Raw genomic sequence first — 16,413 nt, 5'->3', positions numbered from 1 at the left:
ACCGGTCGGGTACAACAGGAACATGATCCTGCACCTCGCCCCCCTGGACGACTGGCTGGCCGACCCCGGCCGGCCGTACGCCACCGCCTCGCTGCTCACCGACGGGTTCATCCACTGCTCGGCTGACGAGCTGACGGCGCTCGCGGTGGCCAACGCCTTCTTCGCCGACACCCCCGGTCCGCTGATGGTGCTGCTGATCGAGGAGTCGCTGGTGGAGCCGATGGTGAAGTGGGAGGCCCCGAACGGCGCACCGCCGGCCGGGGCCACTTCCGGTGTGCTGTTCCCGCACATCTACGGGCGGCTGAACCGGTCCGCCGTGGTCGGCCTGGAGAAGGTCGAGCGCGGGCCGGACGGCCGCTGGGCGCACCTCACCCCCTGGAGCTGAGCCGCCCCGGCCCTGGCCCCGGCCGCGCCTCCCCCACGACGGCCGGCCCCGCTACGACCGGCCCCGCTACAGCCAGCCCCGCTCCCGGGCCGCCATACCGGCCTGGAAGCGGGTGGTGGCGCCCAGCTCCCGCATCAGGCTCTGCAGCCGGCGCTGGGTGGTCCGGGCGCTCCAGCCGAGCGAGCGGGCGATCGACTCGTCGGTGAGGCCGGCCGCCAGCAGGCCCAGCAGCTTGCGGTGGTCGGCCTCCGGCTCCAACGCGCCCTCGGTGGCGCCGATCGCGGACTGGAGCTGGACCGCCCGCTCCCACTCCGCCTCGAACAGGGTGTCCAGCGCCTGGAGCAGCGCGGACGGGTGGATCACATAGGCCGCGTCGAGGACGCTGTCACCCACGCTGATCGGGATGATCGCCATCCGGTCGTCCGACATGATCATCTTCATCGGGAGCACCGGACGGACCCGCGCCTCCTCGCCGTCCGCGACGCCGACCAGGATGTTCTTCTCCAGCCGGCCCGGCCAGGCGACCGCCTCCCGGTCGTAGATGGTCCGGAACCGCAGCCCCTCCCGCATCCGCTCGCGCTGCAGCGGGATGTTGGCCACCGGGTCCTGGATGTACGGGGGGCAGTCGAAGCCGCGGACCTGGTACTGGCTGGTCTCGGTGATGTGCTCCAGCCGCTGGGCGATCGCCTCGCCGCCGGTCAGCACCTCGACCGAGTGCGCCGGGTCGGTGTAGCGCGAGGCCTCCCGGAAGGCGTCCATCAGGCGGTGCATCTCGGCCCTGGCGTGCCGTAGCTCGGACTCGCGATGGCCGATCAGCGTGCCTATCGCGACATCGGGGGGTACCGGAAGGAAGCGGTGCCGGTCCACCGGCGCCCGGGTCGCCATGCCCTGCTGCGCCAACCGGTCCAGTGCGCGGACGCTCTGCTGGAGCGTCAGACCACAACAGAGCGCGAGGTCCTCGGCCGTGGACTGTGGGTTGGCCACCAGCGCCGCGTAGACCTGCCCGTCCGGCGCGGCCAGTCCCAGTGTGCTGAGTGGTGCATCGGACACGACGCCGCTCCCCGTCTCGACTCCCCGCCCGCGCCCCGGGTGGCGCAGTCCCGCCACCCGGCGAGTCGTGGTCAGGTGGCAATCTTCGGCCACGGATCATGACGCTGACAAGGCGATGATCAGGCGATGCGTCCCGGCTCACAGCAGGACCCGCCGAACGGCAGGAGGGCCTCCCCGCCACTTGGCGGGGAGGCCCTCCTGAACGCTCGAATATGCAGACCGGTCTACAGAGAAGCCGGGCCGTCGCGCGAAATATGTAGACCGGCCCACAGAGCCGGAGCGAAATATACAGACCGGTCTACAGAGCCAGCCAGAATATGTCGACCGGTCTAGAGACTGACTCCTCCACCGACCGGTCTACAGATTCCTGCCGATCTGCCCACCGACCGGCGTTCCCACCGGCCGACGTTCTTACAGGCCGACGTTCCTACAGGCCGACCTCGCGCATCAGCTGACCGACCTCGGGGTTGGTCAGGCGACGCAGCCAGCCGGACTTCTGGTCACCCAGCGCGATCGGACCGAAGTGCGTGCGCACCAGCTTCTCGACCGGGAACCCGGCCTCGGACAGCATCCGGCGGACGATGTGCTTGCGACCCTCGTGCAGGGTCACCTCGACCAGGTAGTTCTTGCCGACGTTGGAGACCACCTTGAAGCTGTCGGCCCGGGCGAAGCCGTCCTCCAGCTCGATGCCCTGGGCCAGCTGCTTGCCGAGGTCCCGGGGGATCGGGCCCTGGATCGCGGCCAGGTAGGTCTTGGTCACGCCGTACCGCGGGTGGGTCAGCCGGTGGGCCAGCTCGCCGTGGTTGGTGAGCAGGATGATGCCCTCGGTCTCGGTGTCCAGACGACCGACGTGGAAGAGCCTGGTCTCCCGGTTGGTCACGTAGTCACCGAGGCACTGGCGGCCGTCCGGGTCCTCCATGGTGGAGACCACGCCGGCCGGCTTGTTCAGCGCGAAGAACAGGTACGACTGGGTGGCGACGGTCAGCCCGTCCACCTTGATCTCGTCGTTCTGCGGGTCGACCCGCTTGCCCTGCTCGGTCACCCGCTTGCCGTTGACCTCGACCCGGCCCTGCTCGATCAGCTCCTCGCAGGCCCGGCGGCTGCCGATGCCGGCCCGGGCCAGCACCTTCTGCAGGCGCTCGCCCTCGGGCTCGCCGCCGGTCTTCGACACCTTCACGGCCGGCTTGTCGTGCCGGGCGAGGACGGCGTCCTCGATCCTGGCCTGCAGCTCGCGCGAGCGCTGCGGCTGGCGGCGCGGGTCGCCCGGGGCGCCCTGGCCCTCACGGCGCGGCCGCGGCGCGGGCCCCGGACGGCGACCGCTGAAGCCGCCGCGCGCGGGGGTGGCGTTGGGGCCGCCGCCGAACTCGGGGCGGTCGTAGCGCCGCTCCTCGGGCCGCAGCGGGCGGTCCGGGAACCGGCGGTCGTCGCGCCGGTCGTCCCGGCGATCGTCACGCCGGTCGTCGCGCCCGTAGGAGCCGGAGCCGCCCCGCGAGGCACCGGAGCCGCCACCGTAGGACCCGCCCCGCGAACCGGAGCCGCCGTACGAGCCCCCACGCGAGGACCCCGAGCCGCCGCCGTACGAGCCCCCGCCCGACGACCCGCCGCGCGAGCCACCGTACGAACCGCCGCCCGACGACCCGCCGCGCGAGCCCGAGCCGGACCCGTACGAGCCGGAGCCGCCCCGCGAGGACCCGGAGCCGCCGCCGTACGAACCGCCGCCGTACGAACCGCCGCCGGAGGAACCCCCGCGCGAAGCGCCCGCGCCGGAGCCACCGCGGCCCGAGCCGCCCCCGTAGGAGCCGCCGCCCCGGCCCCCGCCCTGTCCGCCGCGACCGCCGCCGCCGCCGCTGCTGTTCCTGCCGTTGCCACTGCTACGCATCAAAGTGTCCGTACGTCGTTCCGTCTGGGATGTGCGGTCGTTTCGGCCGACCTCACCGCCCCCTACCGATCGAGCGAAGCCCGATCGGCCTCGCCACTGCCGTTCGCAACCTGCGCGGCAGCGGCGGCGACCGCCTCCGCGATCATCGTGCCCTCCAGGGACTCCGCTTCCACGTCGTCGACCTCGGGCAGGAAGGGAGCGAGTTCCGGCAGCTCGTCCAGGCCGCGGAGCCCCATCCGTTCCAGGAAGTAGTTCGTCGTCCGATACAGGATCGCACCTGTTTCGGGCTCGGATCCGGCCTCTTCCACCAGTCCTCGCTGTACCAGGGTACGCATCACGCCGTCACAGTTCACACCACGGACGGCCGAGACCCGCGATCTGGACACCGGCTGCCGGTAGGCGACGACCGCCAGAGTCTCCAGCGCGGCCTGGGTCAGCCGGGCCTGCTGGCCGTCCAGAACGAAGCGGTCGACGGCCGGAGCGCACTCGGCCCGGCTGTAGAACCGCCACCCGCCGGCTACCAACCGCAGGTCGAAACCCCGCCCCTGGGCGGTGTACTCGGCGGACAGCTCACGCAGCGCCGACGCCACCTCCTCCCGCGGTCGCTCCAGGACGGACGCCAGCCGGGCCTCGGCGGCCGGCTCGTCGACGACCATCAGAATCGCCTCCAGTCCGGCCTTCAGCCCGGGTCCGCCCGCCGGCACCGCCTCGACCGGTACCCGCTCGGCTCCTGCCGCGCCAGAAGTCGACGGAGCCGACTTCTGGTGCACCACCAGCACCTCGGACACCCCCGGGGCGGGTTCGGCCACCACGGCCCCGCCGGCCAGGGCCTCGGCGCCCGCCGGCTCACCGGTCGCGCCCTCGGCCGCCACCACCCCGGCCGCCGGCTCGGCCACCGCCGCCCCGGCGGTCACGGCCCCGGCGACCACGTCGAGCACCGGTTCCGCCACCACCCCGGGCGCCGGCTCCAACCACTCCTCCGCCCTCGGCTGCCCCGGCACACCGAGCGGACGCCGCACCGGCCGCTCACCGGCGTTCGCGCCAGACGCCATCGCTCCTCCTTCCGCTCGCCCGCCGACTTCCGCCCGCCCGCCGAGTCCTACTCACCGACCGACTCCCGCTCACCGGCCGGCCGGTCGAACTCGTCCGTCACCTCGACCACGCGGCGGTCCTCCTCGGCCACCCAGCGCACCACCAGCTCGCCCAGCGCCTCGGGCTGCTCGAAGGCGAGCACCCGCTCCCGGTACAGCTCCAGCAGGGCCAGGAAGCGGGCCACCACGACCAGGGTGTCCGGCGCGTCGGCGACCAGCCGCTGGAAGGAGGCCTCGCCCAGCTCGGCGAGCAGCCCGACCACCAGTCCGGCCTGCTCCCGGACGCTGACCGGCGGGGCGTGGATGTGGTCGACGTAGACGACGGGCTTCGGCCTGGGCGCCATCGCCCTCGCCGCGAGCTGCGCGAACCGCTCCGTGGCGATGCTGATGACGACCTCGGGGAGCAGCTGCGCGTGCCGCGGCTCCAGCCCGACGCTGCGGGGGTGCCGGAGCAGCTCGGCGGCCCAGCGGTCGCCGAACAGGGCCGCGGCCCGCTTGTAGGCCCGGTACTGCAGCAACCGGGCGAAGAGCAGGTCGCGCGCCTCCAGGAGTGCGAGGTCCTCCTCGTCCTCGACCTCGGCGGCCGGCAGCAGCCGAGCGGCCTTGAGGTCGAGGAGCGTCGCGGCGACCACCAGGAACTCGGTCGCGGCGTCCAGGTCCCAGTCCGGGCCGGCGGCGCGAATGTGGGCCATGAAGTCGTCGGTGACCGTCGCCAGCGCCACCTCGGTGACGTCCAGCCTGTGCTTGGCGATCAGGCTGAGCAGCAGATCGAAGGGGCCCTCGAAGTTCTCCAGCCGCACCCGGAAGCCGCCGCGCGGCTGGTCGACGACCTCGGCAGCCGCACCGGCCACACTGGTCCCACTGGTCTCGACAACCTCGACAACCTCGACAACCTCGGCGGTCTCGGCGGTCTCGACGGCGGGCGGTTCGGAGGTGCTCGGCATGACGGTCCATCTTCACCCGGCGGCGCCGCCGGTCCCCCGCCGGGGCCGCCGACACGCCGCACGCATCGCCCGCGGCCCGGAATCACGACCCGCGCATCACGACCCGCGCATCACCGCCGGCGGACCACCGGACACCGCCCGGACTCACACCGCACCGCACCGGCACCCACCGGACACCGCCCCACTGGCACCGGCCCGCCGCCCCGGGGCGCCGAAGCACCCGGCAGCAGCCACCGCCCGGACGTCACCGCCCGCGCAACCGCCGCACCAGGATGCTCGCCTCGCCGCGCTGCTCCAGATCGGCCAGCACCACCGCGATGGCCTCCCGGACGATCCGGCCGCGGTCCACGGCCAGCCCGTGCTCACCGCGGAGCACCAGCCGGGTGTGTTCGAGGTCCATCAGCTCCTCGGCGGACACGTACACGGTGATCTTCTCGTCGTGCCGCTCCCGCCCGGTGGGGCGGCGCGGAGCCCGTCCACGCGGCCTGGGGCGCCCTGTGGCGCCCGCCTGCTCCTCGGTGGCACCCGCGTGCTGGCGCGGCGCCGGCGCGGCGCTCCGGCCGCCCTGCGCCGCCTTCCCGGCCTGCAGGGCACCCGCCGCGGTGCCGGCCGCACTGCCCGCGGCACCGCTCTGTCCGATGCCCTGGGCCCCGCCCGGCTGTGCCGGGGCCGGCACCGAGCCGCCGGCCGGCGGCTGGTGCTCGCGCGACCGACCGGCCTCACCGGCGGTCGCGGCACTTCCGGTCGTCCCGCCAGCGGCGCTCCCGGCTCCGTCGTCGACGCCCTCGGCGCCGTCCGCTCCCGGGCCGGCGCCGTTGACCGTCCGCGCGGTCTCCGGTCTGGGCGCCTCGGCGGCCGGACGCGGCGCGAGGGACGGCGACAGCGCCATCCCGCCGGTGGTCCGGAACAGCTCGTCGGCACCCGGGAGACTCACTCGGCGGGGCGGCACCGGTCGAGCACCTCCCTGGCCAGCTGACGGTAGGCGGCCGCACCGACCGAATTGGTCGCGTACGTCGTGATCGGCTCGCCGGCGACGGTGGTCTCCGGGAAACGCACGGTCCGCCCGATGACGGTGTGGAAGACGTGCTCGCCGAACGCCTCGACGACCCGGGCCAGCACCTCGCGGCTGTGCACGGTGCGCGAGTCGTACATGGTGGCCAGGATGCCGTCCAGGCGCAGCTCGGGGTTGAGCCGCTCGCAGACCTTCTCGATCGTCTCGGTGAGCAGCGCGACGCCGCGCAGCGCGAAGAACTCGCACTCCAGCGGGACGATGACGCTGTGAGCCGCGGTCAGGGCATTGACCGTCAGCAGGCCCAGCGAGGGCTGGCAGTCGATGATGACGAAGTCGTAGTCGGGCAGCAGCGGCTTCAGGGCGCGCGCCAGCGCGGACTCCCGGGCCACCTCGCTGACCAGCTGCACCTCGGCGGCGGAGAGGTCGATGTTGGAGGGCAGCAGGTCCATGCCCGGCACCGCGGTCTTCAGCAGCACCTCATCGGCCGTCAGGCCCCGCTCCATGAGCAGGTTGTAGACGGTGACGTCGAGTTCCATCGGATTGACGCCGAGACCCACCGAGAGAGCGCCCTGCGGGTCGAAGTCCACCAGCAGCACGCGGCGGCCGTACTCGGCCAGTGCCGCACCCAGGTTGATGGTCGACGTGGTCTTGCCGACGCCGCCCTTCTGGTTGCACATCGCGATGATCTGCGCGGGGCCGTGCTCGGCCACCGGCGCGGGGATCGGGAAGTACGGCAGCGGACGGCCGGTCGGGCCGACCCGCTCGCGGCGCTGGCGCGCGGCGTCGGGGGCCAGCGTGGCGGCGTACTCCGGGTCCGGTTCGTACTCGGCGTCCGGGTCGTCGTAGGCGCCGTAGGCGAACTCGCCGTAGGCCAGGCCGTGGGCCGGCAGGTCGACGTCGTAGTCGGTCACCGTGGTCACCTGTGCTGTGTTCTGGCGTGCTTCGAACGTACGGAGTGCGACCGAGCCGACCTCGGCCGAGCCCACGGTGGCATGCCGGGCCCCGGACTCCTCACTCGGCTGGACGGCGGTGTGCTCCGCCAGTCCTGGCTGACCACCCCCGGGAGCAAATGTCGACTCATTCACAAGTCGTCTTACCTCCTTGGGCATCCAGGACTCTATGTCGATTCGTCAGCGTGGCAGCATGCCGACGGTTTGCGACTCTAGGCCGTTCAAGGCGTTCGCAGCAACACAATCCACGGTAGTGGGCAGGATGTGTCGACTATCGGGCAACCCTCTGTCAAGGGATGCGCGGGCCCTTGACCCTAACGTTTCTGCGGTCGGGTGACGCGACCCACAGAAATTGACGACAGAGCGACCTGCCCATGTCACCACCCGTTCACAGGCATGCCGAAGCCCCCGATCCTCCTCCCGCCGGCACTGGGCGGGAGGAGGATCAGGGGCCTACGGGCCGCCCAGCGGGGAGCGGCCGGGGTCGGGACGGTGTGCGCCGGCGCGGCGCGGACCGCCCCGGACCGGCAAGACACCGGCAAGACACCGGAGAGGCCGCCGAACGGCGCCGGGAAGGCGCAGGTCGGGGCTCAGCCGGAGCTCGGGTCAGGCGAGCACGCTCTCCAGGGAGACGGACTCCAGGCCGAAGGCCTCGGCGACGGCGCCGAAGGTGATCTGGCCCTCGTGCACGTTCAGGCCCTTGGCCAGCGCCGGGTCGCGACGCAGCGCGTCCTTCCAGCCACGGTTGGCCAGCTCCACGATGTAGGGCAGCGTGGCGTTGGTCAGCGCGTAGGTGGAGGTGTTCGGGACGGCGCCCGGCATGTTGGCCACGCAGTAGAACACCGAGTTGTGGACCTCGAAGGTCGGCTCGGCGTGCGTGGTCGCGTGCGAGTCCTCGAAGCAGCCGCCCTGGTCGATGGCGATGTCGACGAGCACGGAGCCCGGCTTCATGCGGGAGACCAGCTCGTTGGTGACGAGCTTCGGGGCCTTGGCGCCCGGGATCAGCACGGCGCCGATCACCAGGTCGGCCTCCAGGACGGCCTTCTCCAGCTCGAAGGCGTTGGAGGCGATGGCCTTGATCTTGGTGCCGAAGACCTTGTCGGCCTCGCGCAGCTTGTTGATGTCGCGGTCGAGCAGGGTCACCTCGTAGCCCATGCCGATGGCGATGGTGGCCGCGTGCCAGCCGGAGACGCCACCGCCGATGACGACGGCCTTGGCCGGGTGGGTGCCGGGGACGCCACCGGGCAGCACGCCGCGGCCGCCGGCCGGACGCATCAGGTGGTACGAGCCGACCTGCGGGGCCAGCCGGCCCGCGACCTCGGACATCGGCGCGAGCAGCGGCAGGGCGCCGTTGGCGAGCTGCACGGTCTCGTACGCGATCGCGGTGGTGCCGGACGCGACCAGCGCGTCGGTGCCGGCGCGGTCGGCCGCCAGGTGCAGGTACGTGAAGACGGTCTGGCCCTTGCGCAGACGGTGGTACTCCTGGGCGATGGGCTCCTTGACCTTCAGCAGCAGGTCGGCGGTGGCCCAGACCTCGTCGGCGGTGGGGAGGATGGTGGCGCCGGCGGCCACGTACTCCTCGTTGGGGATCGAGGAGCCGAGACCGGCGTTGTCCTCGATGTAGACCTCGTGTCCGTTACGGACCAGCTCATGCACGCCGGCGGGCGTGATGGCCACGCGGTACTCGTGGTTCTTGACCTCGCGGGGGATGCCGACCTTCACGGCTAAACACGTCCTCTTGTGCCATGGGGGTCCCTACCGGAGAAGACCGGCGGGCGACGCGCACGTGGGGAAGCCTCCGGAAGGCACCGGGGCATGGATCGCTGCGCGACTGAGTTCGAGTGTAATGAAGCCCAGGCGGCGTGTCAGCCTTCCAAAGTGAATAAATCTGCCGGAGACATTGGCAGGTTCGTAGGCTTCCCCAGTGATCTTCCCGTCAAAGCAATGCCAACCGGGCATTAACGACAATACTCCGGAACCGCCCCCTACCACCCGCCGTCGAGACGTTCCCGCAGCTCGGCGAGGGCCGCGCCGACCGCCTGCAGCCCCCGCTTGTCGCCCAGGCGCCGCAGCACCGACAGCGACGCCCGGTACTCGCGCTCGGCCTCCTCGAACCGGCGCTGCGCGGTGTGCGCCTCGGCCACCCGGGCGAGCAGCCGCGCCTCGGCGGCGTGGTCGCCCATCGACTGCCGCAGGGCCAGCGCCCGCCCGTACCAGTCGGCGGCGCGGACCGCCTCGCCGAGCGCCCGGTAACAGCCGGCCGCGCCCTCCAGGGCCCGGGCGCAGAGCGCCTCGTCGTCGGCCGATCGGGCGTGCTCCAGGGCCGCCCGGTAGTGCGTGACGGCCTGCTCCCAGCGACCGGCGGCGGCCTGCAGGTCACCCAGGTTGAGCAGCGCGGCGGCGGCCCGGCGGGGCTTGCCGTGCCGTTCGGCCACGGTCAGCACCTGCTCGTGCAACTGGTACAGGTCGGCGGGGGCGGCGGCACCGGTCAGCGGCAGCGCCCGGAGCAGGGCGGTGACCAGGCGGCCGGCCGAACCGTCCAGATCGCCCTGGCCGATCGCGTCGGCGACCGCGCCGAGCAGGACGTCGCGCTCACCGAGCAGCCACTGCCGGGCCTCGTCGCCGGAGCGCAGCCGCAACGGGCCCGGCAGCGGGTCCGGACCGGGGCCGCCGGCCGGGTCGAGCAGCGCGCGGGCGGAGTCGGTGAGCCGGACCAGCCGCTCCAGCAGCCGGGCCCGGGCCAGTTCGAGCTCGGCGGGCCGGTCCTCGCGCTCGCGCAGCCGGACCAGTCGGGGGTAGAGCCGGCCGGGCACCCGGTAGCGGAGGGTGCCGTCGGCGGCGGGCGGCTCCTCACCGAGCAGGTCCCGCTCGGCGAGCGTGGCCAGCGTGACGGCGGCCTCCGGCGCCGGGCAACCCACCAGGGCCGAGGCGGTCCGCAGGTCGGCCAGCTGCCCCGGGGCGAGCGTGAGGGCCCGCAGCATCCGCGCCTGGGCGGCCGACAGCGTGCCGTACAGCAGGGTGAACGCGCCGATCAACGGGTCGTTGTCGGGCACCGGGACGGGCTCGGCGGGCTCGGGCGCGGGCTTCACCCAGGTGGCGGGGTCGGTCACCGGCACGGCGGCGGACGACAGGGCGGCCGCGGTACCGGCCGGGGCCGGCGACGGCGGCCGCGCGTCCGGGCCCGGGCCGACCCCCGCGGCTCCCGACCCGACCCCCGGCGCGACTCCCGCCGCTACCCGGCGGCCGGGCCGCTCCACGGCCTCGACGCCCTGGGGCGCCGGCTGCCCGTTCCGCGGCCCGCCGCGCCGCTCTCCCCGCTTCGCCCCGCCCCGGGCGGCCCCCGCCGGTCGCTTGTCGCCCTTCACTCCCCCCGGAACGTCCTTGGACCCACCGGGAGCCTGCCCGCCCGGACCCGGCCCGCCCGGAGCCCGGCCGTCCGCTCCGCCCTTTCCCCCGTTGAGCGTGTCCTTCGCCGCACCGGGACCCGCCGCCCCCGGCGCCGACCCTCCCGGAGCCGCGGTCCTGCCGGTCCCGCCGGGCGCACCCGGCGGGACCTCCTTCGCCCCGGCCGCGTTCCCGCCCGCCCGTACGCCGCCCGCCGGCTTCGCGTCGGCCTCCCGGACCGCCCGGACCAGCTCCTTCGCGGCGTCCGTGACCGCCAGCTTCGGGTTGCCCCGCAGCCATCCGGCCATCAGCCGCAGCGCGGCCGGCCGGGAGGCGCAGGCCTCGGCGAGGTCGGCCCCGCCGACCGGGTCGCAGCTGATCCGCGTCCCGCCGACCAGGTCCCCGAGCAGCTCGCCCGAGGCCTGCCGGTCGAGCCCGCCGAGGATGACCGGGTCGATGTCCTCGATGCCGGTGAGCGGCCCGGCGGTGGTGGCCAGCACGAGGCAGCCGGGCTCGTCCGCGAGCAGCGGCCAGAGCTGTCCGGCGTCCCGCACGTCGTCCAGGACCAGCAGGACCTTCCGCCCGGCCAGCGCTTCGCGCAGCGCGACGCAGGCCGGTTCGTCCCGGCCGTCCTCGACGGCTCCGGGCAGCGGGACGCCCGCGATGTCCGCGCCGAGCTGCTCCAGCAGCCGCCGGGCGGCCCGGGCGGGGGGCACCCGGCCGCCGTCGGGGGCGGAGAGCCGGGCGAACAGCACGCCGTCGGGATGGTCGGCGGCGACGGTCAGGGCGAAGCGAACGGCCAGCGTGGTCCGCCCGGAGCCGGGCCGGCCGGCCAGCACCAGGACACGGCTGCGGCCCTCGGCGGGCCGGGCGGCGGCGGCCCGCAGGGCGGCGAGCTCGGCCCGCCGGCCGACGAGCAGCGCGGGACCGGCGGGCAGCCGGTCCAGTCCGGGCACACCCTCGACGGACGCGCCGGGCCCCGCGTCCATCGTCACCGTCTTCCTCGCCACCCGTGCCACTCCCGACGTCACCCAGCGCTCAGCGGAGGCGGCCCGGGACGGGCGCCCTGTCTGCGAAGCGTAGTTCGACCGTCCGGCTCCGCCGAGGTGACATCCGGTCGTACGAACCGGTAAGTCACCCCCGCGGACCAACCGCGGGAGGCCGGCCCACCCGGTGGCACCGCACGTGGCTCACCGCGACCGGCTCACGCCACGAGGGCCGCGAAGGCACGAAGGCACGAAGGCACGAAGGCACGAAGGCCGCGGACCACCGGACGGGGCACCGGCCACCGGCCACGGGTCACCGGCCACGCCGGGGAGTCCCCCGGGCTCAGGCCGAGAACGGCCGGGCCGGCCACGGCGAGCCGGCCGGGCGCAGCGCCTCCAGGCCGCCGGGGCCGGTGAGGGCGGCGTGGACGGCCAGCGTGCCGGTGATCAGGGTGGGGTTGTGCAGCTCGCCCGCGTGGATCAGCCGGATCAGCTCGCCGACGGGCACCCGGGCGGTCTCGATCTCCAGTTCCTCGCCGTGCGCCTCGTACCGCTCGCCGTCGGCCTCGGTGAGGTCGGTGGCGAGGAAGAGCCGCAGCGCCTCGTCGGTGCCGCCGGGCGAGGTGTAGAAGTCGACCAGCACCCGCCAGGTGTCGGCCTTGCAGTGCGCCTCCTCGTACAGCTCGCGCTGGGCGGCGTGCAGCGGGTTCTCGCCGGGGACGTCGAGCAGGCCGGCCGGCAGCTCCCAGAGCCGCTGGCGGACGGGGTGGCGGTACTGGCGCAGGATCAGCACCCGCTGCCGGTCGTCCAGCGCCAGGACGGAGACCGAGCCGGGGTGGGTCTGGTAGTCGCGGCGGGCCCAGCTGCCGTCGGGCATCCGGACCTCCTCGGAGCGCACCCCGGTGACCTTGCCCTGGAACGGCGTCCCGGTCCCCCGGGTCTCCCACTCCTCGGGCACGTCAAAGATGCTCTGGTCGTCCATCGCTCTCCCCTTTTCGTCAGTACGACACAATCTAACGCCGGACGGCGGCCCCGCGGGAATCGCGGGGCCGCCGTCCGGTGACATGTCGACGACTGTTGGTCGGCTACTGGTCGGCCCTGACTACTGGCCGGCCGTCTTGATCTCGATGGCCGCCTTGACCAGGCCCGCGAAGAGCGGGTGCGGGCGGGTCGGACGGGACTTCAGCTCCGGGTGGGCCTGGGTGGCCACCAGGTAGGGGTGCACCTCGCGCGGGTACTCGACGTACTCGACCAGGTCGCCCTTCGGGGAGAGGCCGGAGAACTGCAGGCCGGTCTTCTCCAGGTCGGCGCGGTACGCGTTGTTGACCTCGTAGCGGTGGCGGTGGCGCTCCTCGACGTACTGCTCGCCGCCGTAGACCTCACGGACGATGGAGCCCTCGGCGAGCTTGGCCGGGTAGAGGCCCAGCCGCATGGTGCCGCCCAGGTCGCCCTTCCCGTCGACGATGGCCAGCTGCTCGGCCATGGTCGAGATGACCGGGTACTTGGCGGCCGCGTCGAACTCGGTGGAGTTCGCCTCGGGCAGGCCGGCCAGGTTGCGGGCCGCCTCGATGACCACGCACTGCAGCCCCAGGCAGAGCCCCAGCAGCGGGATCCCGTTCTCCCGGGCGTAGGTGATCGCGGCGACCTTGCCGTCCACACCGCGGTCGCCGAAGCCGCCGGGGATGCAGATCGCGTCCACGTCGCCGAGGTGCTCCTGCGCGCCCTCGGGCGTCTCGCAGTCGTCCGAGGTGACCCACTTGATCTCGACCCGGGCGTTGTTGGCGAAGCCGCCGGCGCGCAGCGCCTCGGTCACCGACAGGTAGGCGTCCGGCAGGTCGATGTACTTGCCGACCAGCGCGACCTTGACGATGTGCTGCGGCTCGTGGACGCGGCGCAGCAGGTCGTCCCAGGTGGTCCAGTCCACATCGCGGAACGGGAGGTCCAGACGGCGCACCACGTACGCGTCCAGGCCCTCGCCGTGCAGGACCTTGGGGATGTCGTAGATCGACTTGGCGTCGATGGCCGCGACCACGGCCTCCTCGTCCACGTCGCACATCAGCGAGATCTTGCGCTTGATGGCCTGCGGGACCTCGCGGTCGGCGCGCAGCACGATGGCGTCCGGCTGGATGCCGATGTTGCGCAGCGCGGCCACCGAGTGCTGGGTGGGCTTGGTCTTCAGCTCGCCCGAGGGGCCGATGTACGGCAGCAGGGAGACGTGCACGAAGAACACGTTGTCCCGGCCGACCTCGTGGCGGACCTGGCGGACGGCCTCCAGGAAGGGCAGCGACTCGATGTCGCCGACGGTGCCGCCGACCTCGGTGATCACCACGTCGACGTCCTCGGTCGCCATCCGGCGGATCCGGGCCTTGATCTCGTTGGTGATGTGCGGGATCACCTGGACGGTGTCGCCCAGGTACTCGCCGCGGCGCTCCTTGGCGATGACCGTCGAGTACACCTGGCCGGTGGTGACGTTCGCCGAGCCGTGCAGGTTGGTGTCGAGGAACCGCTCGTAGTGACCGACGTCGAGGTCGGTCTCGGCGCCGTCGTCGGTGACGAAGACCTCACCGTGCTGGAACGGGTTCATGGTGCCCGGGTCCACGTTGAGGTACGGGTCGAGCTTCTGCATCGTCACGCGGAGTCCGCGGGCCTTGAGCAGGGCGCCCAGGCTGGAGGCGGTGAGGCCCTTGCCGAGCGAAGAGGCGACACCCCCGGTGACGAAGAGGTGCTTGGTCGTCACGGCGCGGCCGTTCGATGCCTTGCCGGAATGGGGCTGTGCCAAGAGGGGGCTCCCGTGGGTCGCGTGTCGAAGGTGACGTGGGCGGGAAGCTCTCGGCTCGCCTTGCGCGACGGGAGTGTGATGCGGTGCACGGCACTCGGTGGGTCGTCGGTTCGGCTGGTCCGGGGCGTTTGATCCCACCGGTCCACGGGATACCAGGGTATCAGTGCCCCGGCCGGGACGCGTTCCGGCCCGCTCGTGACGCCGGGGAACCACACTCCCGGCGCACTCCCGGCTCACCACCGGCGCATCATCCGGCGCACGCGCCACACCAGTCGCACCACCGGCCCGAGCGGGCCACTCCGCGGCGCTCGGGCGGGTCATCACGGCCCCTCCCGACGGACCATCCGGAGGTGATCCTTCCGAGCCATCCTGCACGGCTCCCCCACGATGCACGGCATTTCCGCCGAATTGTGTTGCCCCACGGGGCTGCGTCCGCGTGCTTCGCCCCTTTCGTCCGTCGTAAGCTGCACGGACGCATCGCCGACAGCACGAGCACGCGGAGGGCGTGGGAGGGTCAGGACACCTCTCGGTCCCCGATGCGCGACCGGACCTCCCCGTTATCCAGCTCCTCCCCACCCACCCTGGGGCTCGACCGGGCCTCGCGCGGACACTCCAGCAAGGCCTGCCACCACCCCCCGGCAGGCCGGACGTCCCGGGGTGGCCCCGGCCCCGCAGACCCGCTGGCTCTCCTCGGATCGCCGATGCGTCCTGACCACATTGCGAACTGGAGATCCACGTGGCCGGCCGTATCGAGGACTACGCACTCATCGGGGACATGCAGACCGCTGCCCTGGTCAGCAGGGACGGGGCGGTCGACTGGCTGTGCCTGCCCCGCTTCGACTCGCCGGCCGTGTTCGCCGGCCTGCTGGGCACCGATGAACACGGCTTCTGGCGGATCGGCCCGGCCGAGGTGATGGCCGCCGAGCTGCCGGCCGTCCCCGCCCCCGCCCCGGACACCCCGCGGGTTCGCCTCACCGACACCGGCGACCTTCGGGTCCCCCCGCCCACCGCCGCCGCGCCGGCCGTCCCCGCCGACCGGCGCCGCTACCGGGGCGACTCGCTGATCCTGGAGCAGGAGTGGGACCGCGAGGGCGGCAGCGTCCGGGTGATCGACTTCATGCCCCCGCGCCCGCTGGCCGGCCGGGACGCCGTCCCGCAGATGATCCGGATCGTCGAGGGCCTGTCCGGCACCGTCCGGATGCGCTCCGCGGTGCGGATGCGGTTCAGCTACGGGCGGGTCGTGCCCTGGGTGCACCGCGTCGAGCAGGCCGACGGCGGCCACCGGACCGTGGCCGTGGCCGGCCCCGACTCGGTCTGGCTGGACGGCGAGGCCGAGACCTACGGGCGCGACCTCACCACCTACGCGGACTTCGCCGTCACGGCCGGTGAGCGGATCGCCTTCGCGCTCACCTGGCAGGCCTCCCACCTGGACGCGCCCAAGGCCCCGGACACCGAGGAGATGCTCGACGCCACCGCGGACTTCTGGCACGAGTGGGCCGACCAGTGCACCTACCAGGGCCCCTACCGGGAGGCGGTGATCCGCTCCCTGATCACCCTCAAGGGCCTCACCTACGCCCCGACCGGCGGCATCGTCGCCGCCCCCACCACCTCGCTGCCCGAGGACATCGGCGGCGAGCGGAACTGGGACTACCGCTACACCTGGCTGCGCGACGCCGCGATCACCCTCTCCTCGCTGCTGCGCACCGGCTACCGCGACGAGGCCCGCGCCTGGCGCGAGTGGCTGCTGCGCGCCGTCGCCGGGGACCCGGAGAACCTGCAGATCATGTACGGCATCGCCGGGGAGCGCGAGCTCACCGAGTCCTCGCTGGACTGGCTGCCCGGCTACGAGGGCTCGCTGCCGGTGCGGGTCGGCAACGGCGCGGCCGGCCAGCTGCAGCTGGACGTCTACGGCGAGGTCGTCGAGGCCCTGCACCTGGCCCACATGACCGGCCT

At 73.4% G+C, this 16,413-nt stretch carries 12 protein-coding genes; 2 read left to right on the top strand and 10 right to left on the bottom strand.

The genetic code is table 11. The annotated features are described in order from the left end of the window. The first annotated feature begins 22 nt into the window (after positions 1-22). On the top strand, positions 23-385 hold the full coding sequence (locus ACFXHB_RS29025; RefSeq protein WP_380577631.1) for a DUF952 domain-containing protein: 363 nt from the start codon (positions 23-25) through the stop codon (positions 383-385). A gap of 66 nt (positions 386-451) precedes the next feature. Here ACFXHB_RS29025 and ACFXHB_RS29020 read toward each other — a convergent pair whose 3' ends face one another. The 10 genes from ACFXHB_RS29020 to ACFXHB_RS28975 form a co-directional block, all read right to left on the bottom strand. Beyond that, positions 452-1,435 carry a helix-turn-helix domain-containing protein gene (locus ACFXHB_RS29020; protein ID WP_380577630.1) on the bottom strand — a complete coding sequence of 328 codons (984 nt, stop codon included), beginning with the start codon at positions 1,433-1,435 and terminating at the stop codon, positions 452-454. Positions 1,436-1,862: 427 nt separating this feature from the next. Further along, entirely contained in the window at positions 1,863-3,314 is a 1,452-nt protein-coding gene (locus tag ACFXHB_RS29015; RefSeq protein ID WP_380577629.1) for a pseudouridine synthase, read from the bottom strand. 62 nt (positions 3,315-3,376) lie between these two features. Beyond that, the gene (locus tag ACFXHB_RS29010; protein WP_380577671.1) at positions 3,377-3,970 is read right to left on the bottom strand and encodes an SMC-Scp complex subunit ScpB; all 594 of its coding nucleotides are present in this window, start codon (positions 3,968-3,970) and stop codon (positions 3,377-3,379) included. 443 nt (positions 3,971-4,413) lie between these two features. After that, entirely contained in the window at positions 4,414-5,349 is a 936-nt protein-coding gene (locus ACFXHB_RS29005) for a segregation and condensation protein A (RefSeq protein ID WP_380577628.1), read from the bottom strand. A 244-nt stretch (positions 5,350-5,593) separates the two neighbouring features. Continuing rightward, entirely contained in the window at positions 5,594-6,283 is a 690-nt protein-coding gene (locus tag ACFXHB_RS29000; protein ID WP_380577627.1) for a hypothetical protein, read from the bottom strand. After that, complete coding sequence (locus tag ACFXHB_RS28995; protein WP_380392235.1) at positions 6,280-7,347, bottom strand: ParA family protein; 1,068 nt, start codon at positions 7,345-7,347, stop codon at positions 6,280-6,282. Before ACFXHB_RS28995 ends, ACFXHB_RS29000 begins: the two co-directional genes overlap by 4 nt. A gap of 570 nt (positions 7,348-7,917) precedes the next feature. Continuing rightward, the gene (gene ald / locus ACFXHB_RS28990; protein WP_380577626.1) at positions 7,918-9,033 is read right to left on the bottom strand and encodes an alanine dehydrogenase; all 1,116 of its coding nucleotides are present in this window, start codon (positions 9,031-9,033) and stop codon (positions 7,918-7,920) included. 263 nt (positions 9,034-9,296) lie between these two features. Next, positions 9,297-11,705: a tetratricopeptide repeat protein gene (locus ACFXHB_RS28985; protein ID WP_380577625.1), complete on the bottom strand. Its 2,409-nt coding sequence runs from the start codon at positions 11,703-11,705 to the stop codon at positions 9,297-9,299. 319 nt (positions 11,706-12,024) lie between these two features. Continuing rightward, positions 12,025-12,663, bottom strand: a complete 639-nt coding sequence (locus ACFXHB_RS28980) for an NUDIX domain-containing protein (protein WP_380577624.1) — start codon at positions 12,661-12,663, stop codon at positions 12,025-12,027. Between the two features lie 120 nt (positions 12,664-12,783). Then, on the bottom strand, positions 12,784-14,460 hold the full coding sequence (locus ACFXHB_RS28975) for a CTP synthase (protein WP_380577623.1): 1,677 nt from the start codon (positions 14,458-14,460) through the stop codon (positions 12,784-12,786). A gap of 736 nt (positions 14,461-15,196) precedes the next feature. Between ACFXHB_RS28975 and ACFXHB_RS28970 the strand changes: the two genes are divergently transcribed. After that, positions 15,197-16,413, top strand: a 1,217-nt coding sequence (locus ACFXHB_RS28970; protein ID WP_380577622.1) for a glycoside hydrolase family 15 protein, incomplete at its 3' end; no start/stop codon positions are given.

The sequence above is a fragment of the Kitasatospora sp. NPDC059327 genome, from assembly GCF_042752535.1.
In the GTDB taxonomy this organism is placed as follows: Bacteria; Actinomycetota; Actinomycetes; order Streptomycetales; family Streptomycetaceae; genus Kitasatospora.
Note: the sequence above shows the minus strand (reverse complement) of the source record. Positions and strands in the feature narration are given on the sequence as shown.

Bases quoted from the DNA above. Each gene is read 5' to 3' on its own strand.
- ACFXHB_RS29025 (WP_380577631.1), top strand. From the start codon at position 23: ATGATCCTGCACCTCGCCCCCCTGGACGACTGGCTGGCCGACCCCGGC.
- ACFXHB_RS29015 (WP_380577629.1), bottom strand. From the start codon at position 3,314: ATGCGTAGCAGTGGCAACGGCAGGAACAGCAGCGGCGGCGGCGGCGGT.
- ACFXHB_RS29010 (WP_380577671.1), bottom strand. From the start codon at position 3,970: ATGGTCGTCGACGAGCCGGCCGCCGAGGCCCGGCTGGCGTCCGTCCTG.
- ACFXHB_RS29005 (WP_380577628.1), bottom strand. From the start codon at position 5,349: ATGCCGAGCACCTCCGAACCGCCCGCCGTCGAGACCGCCGAGACCGCC.
- ACFXHB_RS28980 (WP_380577624.1), bottom strand. From the start codon at position 12,663: ATGGACGACCAGAGCATCTTTGACGTGCCCGAGGAGTGGGAGACCCGG.